Raw genomic sequence first — 6,237 nt, 5'->3', positions numbered from 1 at the left:
CTCCTGACGCCCTGCCACCTGACGCCCCACACCCCCCGCCGGCGCGGCTACCCGACCCCCCCCTCGCTGACGGGCGCCGCCGCGCCGGGCCCCGAGCTCTGCGCGGAGGCGGTCGGCTGCTGGGACGGCGCGGTGGTCGCGGTGGTGGACTGCTCGGTGTAGCGCGGCTGGTTGCCGCGGCTCGGGGTGGGCTCGAAGCGCAGCCAGCCGTAGCCCGAGAAGTACAGCTCGGGCCAGGCGTGGTACATCCGGCCGGTCACCGAGTAGACGTTGCCGCCCTTGGCGTCGCCGGGGGTGAAACCGACGGCCACCCGGGACGGGATCTTCAGGGTGCGGGCCATCGCCGCCATGGTGGAGGCGAAGTGGACGCAGAAGCCCTTGCGGTCGCGCAGGAAGACCGCGATCGCGTTGCTGCCGGTGCCGCCGTTGACCGCGGTGTCGTACTGGAACTGCGGGCCGGTGAACCAGTTCACCAGCGCCATCGCCCGGTCGTAGTCGTTCGTCGCCTTGGCGGTGACCTCGTGGGCCTGCTGCGCGACGACCGGCGGGAGGTCCTGGGGGAGGCCGGTGTAGTGGTCCCGGATGTCCTGCGGCGCGGTCGAGGCGGTGCGCAGCTCGTTCGCGGTGGGCCGCAGGTCCAGGGCGCTGACGTGGTAGCGCAGGCCGCGGATCGCCCGGTCGTTGGTCGGCAGGACGGTGCGGGTGAGCGGGTCGAGCTTCCAGTCGGACCGGTTGGGGACCTGGACGGAGGCGGCCGGATAGGGCATCGGCAGCCAGCTCTTCTCCAGCCGGTCGCTGATCTGGAAGTCGCCCTCGATCCGGGGGAGGTTGGCGTCCCGCAGGCCCTCGGGGGCGGGGAAGGAGGACGGGAGGTCGTTGACCGTGGTGCTGCCGAGCCGCCAGTTGGTGCCGTCGAACTGGTCCAGTGCCCCGGTGCGCAGGTAGACCTGGTCGGCGATTTCGCTGTCCAGGGTGTAGGTGAGCAGTTCGTTGTTGGTGGGCTTGGTGACCGCCGACTCCAGGCTGACCAGCGGGTCGAGGCTGGTGGCCGACCCGATGGAGCTCCTGCCCGAGGACCCGCCGGAGTCGGGGCTCAGCAGGCCGGAGTCCCAGTGCGGCAGGACGACCGGCAGCAGCAGCGCCGCGACCAGCGCGAGGACGCCGACCTGCTGGCCGCCCGGGCTGACCCGGCCGGAGCTCGTCCAGTCGCGCGAGCCGCCGTGGAAGACCCGGCCCCAGCGGGAGACCCGGTCCTGCCCCTCGGCGAACAGCAGCACCAGGTAGCCGGCCGACGCCAGGGCGAACCAGAGCCAGCTGCCGTGGTCCCCGGAGAGCCCGTTGCCGACCGAGTACAGCGCCAGCAGCGGCAGCCCGGCCAGCGCCGAGCGCCGGTACGTCACCGCGACGGTGTCCACCACGACGGCGACCAGGCCGACCGCGGCGACCAGGATCAGCCGCAGGCCCGGGTTGGGCGGCGCCGGGATGGCGTACACCTGGATGTCGTCCAGGCCGGAGCGGACGACGTGGTCGAGGGCGTGCAGCGAGGACGGTCCGGGCAGCACGCCGCCCAGCAGCGAGCCGGAGCCGGCGAAGCCGATCAGGATCAGCAGGAACAGCACCAGCAGCTGGCCGACCGGCACCGTCCAGCGGTACAGCGGGGCCCGCCGCAGGCCCGCGCCGACCGCCGCGATCACCGCGATCACCAGGAAGGCGTGGGTGACCCAGCTCCTGGTGGTGAGCAGCGGGGTCAGGCAGAGCGACGCGAGGGCGGTGGCCAGCGCCGAGTAGACGGTCAGTTTGGCCCGGGTGGTCACGCGCCGGTCTCTTCTCGGTAGGGGGAGGTCGTCTTGGCGCCGTCGGCGGCCTGCCAGAGGTCCGGGACGGAGTCCCCGGAGCTGGCCGGCAGGACGGTCCAGCCGGCCTCGCGCAGCTGCCGGACCCGGTTGCGGAACTCGTCGCCGCCGGTGTTGGGGGCGAGCATCCGCAGGCCCGCCCAGGTGCCGGTGTCGAGGAGGAACGCGACGGCCCCGCCGGTGCGGTTGCGCAGCCGGGCCAGCCGGGCGGTCTGCGCCTCGTCGAGTTCGCCGAGCACGGCGACCAGCAGTCCCTCGCCGCTGGCGCGCAGCGGCTCCTCGGCTCGGGAGAGGCCGCCGCCGTCGGACAGGTCGGCCACCGCGAGCGCGTCCAGGATCAGCCCGGAGGCGTCGGCCGCGGTGTTGCCGCCGCCGGGGCCGGGCACCCACTGGCCGGTGTCGGTGAGCAGTTGGGTCTGGTAGCCGCGTTCCAGCAGGTGCGCGGCGACCGAGGCGGCGCAGCTCACGGCCCACTCGAAGGAGGAGGCGGGGCCGCTGCCCCGGTGGCCGATCTCCCGGGTGTCCAGCAGGACGGTCGCCCGGGCCCGCTGCGGCTGCTCCTCGCGGCGCACCATCAGCTCGCCGTACCGGGCGGTGGACTTCCAGTGCACCCGGCGCAGGTCGTCGCCGGGCCGGTACTCGCGCAGGATCACGTCGTCGTCGCCGGCCAGCGCCAGGGTGCGGGCACGGCTCTCGCCCTGGCCGCCCCACTCGCCGCTCAACCGCACGTGCGGCAGGGCCTGGACCTGGGGGACGACGGTGAGGACGTCGGAGGCGGAGAAGGAACGGTTCACCTCGCACATCCCGAACGGGTCGGACAGCCGCAGCTGGAGCGGCCCGAGCGGGTAGCGGCCGCGCAGGTCGGAGCGGACCCGGTAGGAGACCTCGCGGTGGCCGCGTGGTTCGACCCGGTCCAGCACGAAGCGCGGGCGCGGCCCGAGGACGTACGGGACCTTGTCCTCCAGGAGCAGCAGCCCGGTGGGCACCCGGGAGACGTTGTCGACCCGCAGGTGGACCCGGGCCTCCTGGCCGGCCACCGCGCGACGCGGGCTCAGCCGGCGGCCGCTGGCCACCCGGTAGCGGGTGTTGGCGACCATCAGCGCGGCGGCCAGCGGCAGCGCGGCGAGCAGCACGCCGACGCGCAGCAGCGCGTCCTGGTCGAGCAGGTAGGCGCAGCCGACCGCGGTGACGCCGGCGGCGAGGAAGGAGCGCCCCCGGGTGGTGAGGCCGCGCAGTCCGGCCCGCAGTCCTGACGTCGGGTCGGACGGGGCCACCTCAGCCCCTCCGGACGGCCGGGCCGCCCTGCGGGCGCGGCAGCGGCAGCCGGGCGACCAGGTCGGTCACGATCTGCTCGGCGGTGCGGCGGCTGAGCTGGGTCTCGGCGGTCGGCATCAGGCGGTGCGCGAGGACGGGCACGGCCAGGCGCTGGATGTCGTCCGGGGTGACGTAGTCGCGCCCGTCGAGCGCGGCGGCGGCGCGGGCGGCCCGGACCAGGTGCAGGGTGGCGCGCGGCGAGGCGCCCAGACGCAGTTCGTGGCTGGTGCGGGTGGCGCCGACCAGGTCGACGGCGTAGCGGCGGACCGGGTCGGCGATGTGCACGCTGCGCACCAGGTCGACCAGCTTGAGGATGTCGGAGGCGTGCGCCACCGGCTGGAGGTCCTCCAGCGGGCTGGCGCCGGAGTGCACGTCGAGCATCGCGAACTCGGCCTCGGGGCTGGGGTAGCCGATCGAGATCCGGGCCATGAAGCGGTCCCGCTGGGCCTCCGGCAGGGGGTAGGTGCCCTCCATCTCGACCGGGTTCTGGGTGGCCACGACCATGAACGGCGAGGGCAGCTCGTAGCTGGTGCCGTCGATGGTGACCTGGCGCTCCTCCATCGACTCCAGCAGTGCGGACTGGGTCTTGGGCGAGGCGCGGTTGATCTCGTCGCCGACCACGATCTGCGCGAAGATCGCGCCCGGGCGGAACTCGAAGTCGCGCTGGTGCTGGTCGTAGATGTTGGTGCCGGTGACGTCCGAGGGCAGCAGGTCGGGCGTGAACTGGATGCGGCGGACGGTGCAGTCGACCGAGCGGGCGAGTGCCTTGGCCAGCATGGTCTTGCCGACGCCGGGCACGTCCTCCAGCAGCAGGTGGCCCTCGGCGAGCAGGACGGTCAGTGCGATCCGGACGGCCTCCGGCTTGCCCTCGATCACGCTCTCGATGTTGGCGCGGATCCGGTCCACGACCGCGGCGAGCTCGGGAAGTCCGGCCCGGTGGTACCCGTCCGTCCCCTGGTCGCCCCCCGCAGAACTGCCGAGACCGGCCTGATCGCTGTAGCTCGTCACCCGTATACGCTCCCTGGCACCCTGTGCCCGCCTCACCCCGAGGCCGGACCCCACCCCATGCTTGACGCGGCCTTCCCGGGGGCGGTTCCGTCGGGGATCCGGCGCCGGGACAGCGGCCTGCGGCCTGGCCGCCCCAGGTGGTTCGGGGTCTGACCGGCAGGCGCATTCTCCCCTGACCGGTGACCAGAAGTCACCCTCGGGAGGGCCCCGGATGCCCGGACGCCGTTGGCCGGGCGGTGCACGGTGCGGGGCGGTGGTGCGGTACGGGGCTCAGTGGATTTCGCGCAGGAGCCCGGTGTGGACGTCGAAGACGAAGCCGCGGACGTCGTCGGTGTGCAGCAGGAAGGGCGAGGTGCGGACCCGCTGCATGGACTGGCGGACGTCGCCGTCGAGGTCGACGAAGGCCTCCACCGCCCACTGCGGGCGCTGGCCGACCTCCAGTTCCAGCTCGCGGCGGAAGTCCTCGGTCAGCCCGAGCAGGCCGCAGCCGGTGTGGTGGATCAGCGCGACCGAGCGGGTGCCGAGGGCGCGCTGACTGATGGTGAGGGAGCGGATGGTGTCGTCGGTGACGACGCCGCCCGCGTTGCGGATGACGTGGGCGTCGCCCAGTTCGAGGCCGAGCGCCGCGAACAGGTCGAGGCGGGCGTCCATGCACGCCACCACGGCGATCTTCTGGACCGGGCGGGCGTCCATCCCGCCGTCCCGGAAGGTCACGGCGTACTCGCGGTTGTCCGTGACGAAGCGGTCGATGATGGCGGGTCGCGGGGAGTCGGCAGCGTCGGTCGGCGTCGGCCGGTCGGGGGTCACTGTCATGGTGGCGACGTTAGTGCGATTCGGGCGTCCGCGGTGGGGAGGAGAGCTACAGATCGGGCCGCTGTGATCGAGCGCATAGCCACAACGGGCCGACCGTTCCACGCGTTCGGGAGGGTTTGTCCGGGCTGGTCCCGGAGCGCCCGTGGGGAGGGTGCGCGGGTGGGGCGCGCGGCCGCTCCCGCAGGCCCCCGGCCGGCACCTCCGTGGGGCCAGTCCCATGGCTGCGACCTGCGGTGATCCGTACCGCCGCCCGGGTGGTGCGCCGGAGCGGACCATTGACTGGCGGGGTCCGCGCGATAGAGTTTGCGGCGCAGTGGAGCACACCCGTCGGATCCCGTCAACCGGGCTTTTCCGGCCCGGGTGGCCCGGTCGATGCGGCCCGTGGCCTCCACCCGCTCCGTGCCCACCTGGCGCACCTTCCCCGGCGCCGGGCGGTCACGATCTTCCCCTTGGAGCGGGCGGGGACCACGGGCCGCGTCGTCGCGTCGTGCAGTGGTGGGCGAGAATGGTCGAAGCTCCCGGTCGTCGGGCTGCTCCGCACCTGAGGAAGGGCGCCACCGCGCATGACCACCAACGATCCGGGCCCCAAGCACGTTCCGGTCATGCTGCAGCGGTGCATGGACGCCCTGGCTCCGGCGATCTCGCGCCCCGGGGCGGTGGTGGTGGACGCCACCCTCGGCCTCGGCGGGCACAGCGAGGCGCTGCTCACCCAGTTCCCCGAGGTGCGGCTGGTCGCGGTGGACCGCGATCCGCAGGCGCTGAAGCTCTCCGGCGAGCGGCTGGCGCCCTTCGGCGACCGGGCCACCCTGGTGCACGCCGTCTACGACGAGATCCCCGAGGTGCTGGAGCGCCTGGACATCGACCGGGTGGACGGCGTCCTGTTCGACCTCGGCGTCTCCTCGATGCAGCTGGACGAGGCCGATCGCGGTTTCGCGTACGCGCAGGACGCGCCGCTGGACATGCGGATGGACCAGACCCGGGGGATCAGCGCGGCGGAGGTGCTGAACACCTACAGCCACGGTGCCCTGGCCCGGATCCTCAAGGTCTACGGCGAGGAGCGGTTCGCCGGGAAGATCGCCTCGGTGATCCTGCGGGAGCGGGAGAAGGAACCGTTCACCAACAGCGCGCGTCTGGTCGAGTTGGTGCGGAACGCCATTCCGGCGGCGACCCGCCCGCCCCGCGGGGCCCCCGCCCAGCCGACGTTGCACGCGCGGGGGGGAGGAGTCAACAGCCCGCGCGCGGGACGGGG

General features: G+C 73.7%; 4 protein-coding genes and 1 pseudogene. 1 reads left to right on the top strand and 4 read right to left on the bottom strand.

Features of this window, described 5'->3' with window-relative positions; translation table 11 throughout:
- Positions 1-47 precede the first annotated feature (47 nt).
- From ACFV6I_RS18785 to ACFV6I_RS18770, 4 genes are all read right to left on the bottom strand, one after another.
- A complete protein-coding gene (locus tag ACFV6I_RS18785; protein ID WP_380426419.1) occupies positions 48-1,814 on the bottom strand; it encodes a transglutaminaseTgpA domain-containing protein in 1,767 nt (588 codons plus the stop codon).
- Positions 1,811-3,127, bottom strand: coding sequence for a DUF58 domain-containing protein (locus tag ACFV6I_RS18780; protein ID WP_380426417.1), 1,317 nt, complete (start codon positions 3,125-3,127; stop codon positions 1,811-1,813). Before ACFV6I_RS18780 ends, ACFV6I_RS18785 begins: the two co-directional genes overlap by 4 nt.
- A 1-nt stretch (position 3,128) precedes the next feature.
- Positions 3,129-4,073, bottom strand: a complete 945-nt coding sequence (locus tag ACFV6I_RS18775; protein WP_244293604.1) for a MoxR family ATPase — start codon at positions 4,071-4,073, stop codon at positions 3,129-3,131.
- A 372-nt stretch (positions 4,074-4,445) separates the two neighbouring features.
- Positions 4,446-4,988, bottom strand: coding sequence for a carbonic anhydrase (locus tag ACFV6I_RS18770; protein WP_063347243.1), 543 nt, complete (start codon positions 4,986-4,988; stop codon positions 4,446-4,448).
- A 563-nt stretch (positions 4,989-5,551) separates the two neighbouring features.
- On the opposite strand from ACFV6I_RS18770, the pseudogene rsmH reads away from it, so the two are divergent.
- Positions 5,552-6,152, top strand: a pseudogene (rsmH, locus tag ACFV6I_RS18765) (16S rRNA (cytosine(1402)-N(4))-methyltransferase RsmH); the annotation flags it as partial.
- Positions 6,153-6,237: the final 85 nt, after the last annotated feature.

Origin of the sequence: Kitasatospora sp. NPDC059803 (assembly GCF_042732255.1) — a bacterium.
Classification (GTDB): Bacteria; Actinomycetota; Actinomycetes; order Streptomycetales; family Streptomycetaceae; genus Kitasatospora.
The sequence above is the reverse complement of the archived record's forward strand: the minus strand, read 5'-3'. Positions and strand labels throughout refer to the sequence as shown.

What these genes read in the sequence shown, in the direction of transcription:
- ACFV6I_RS18770 (WP_063347243.1), bottom strand. Translation starts at nt 4,988, where the DNA reads ATGACAGTGACCCCCGACCGGCCGACGCCGACCGACGCTGCCGACTCC.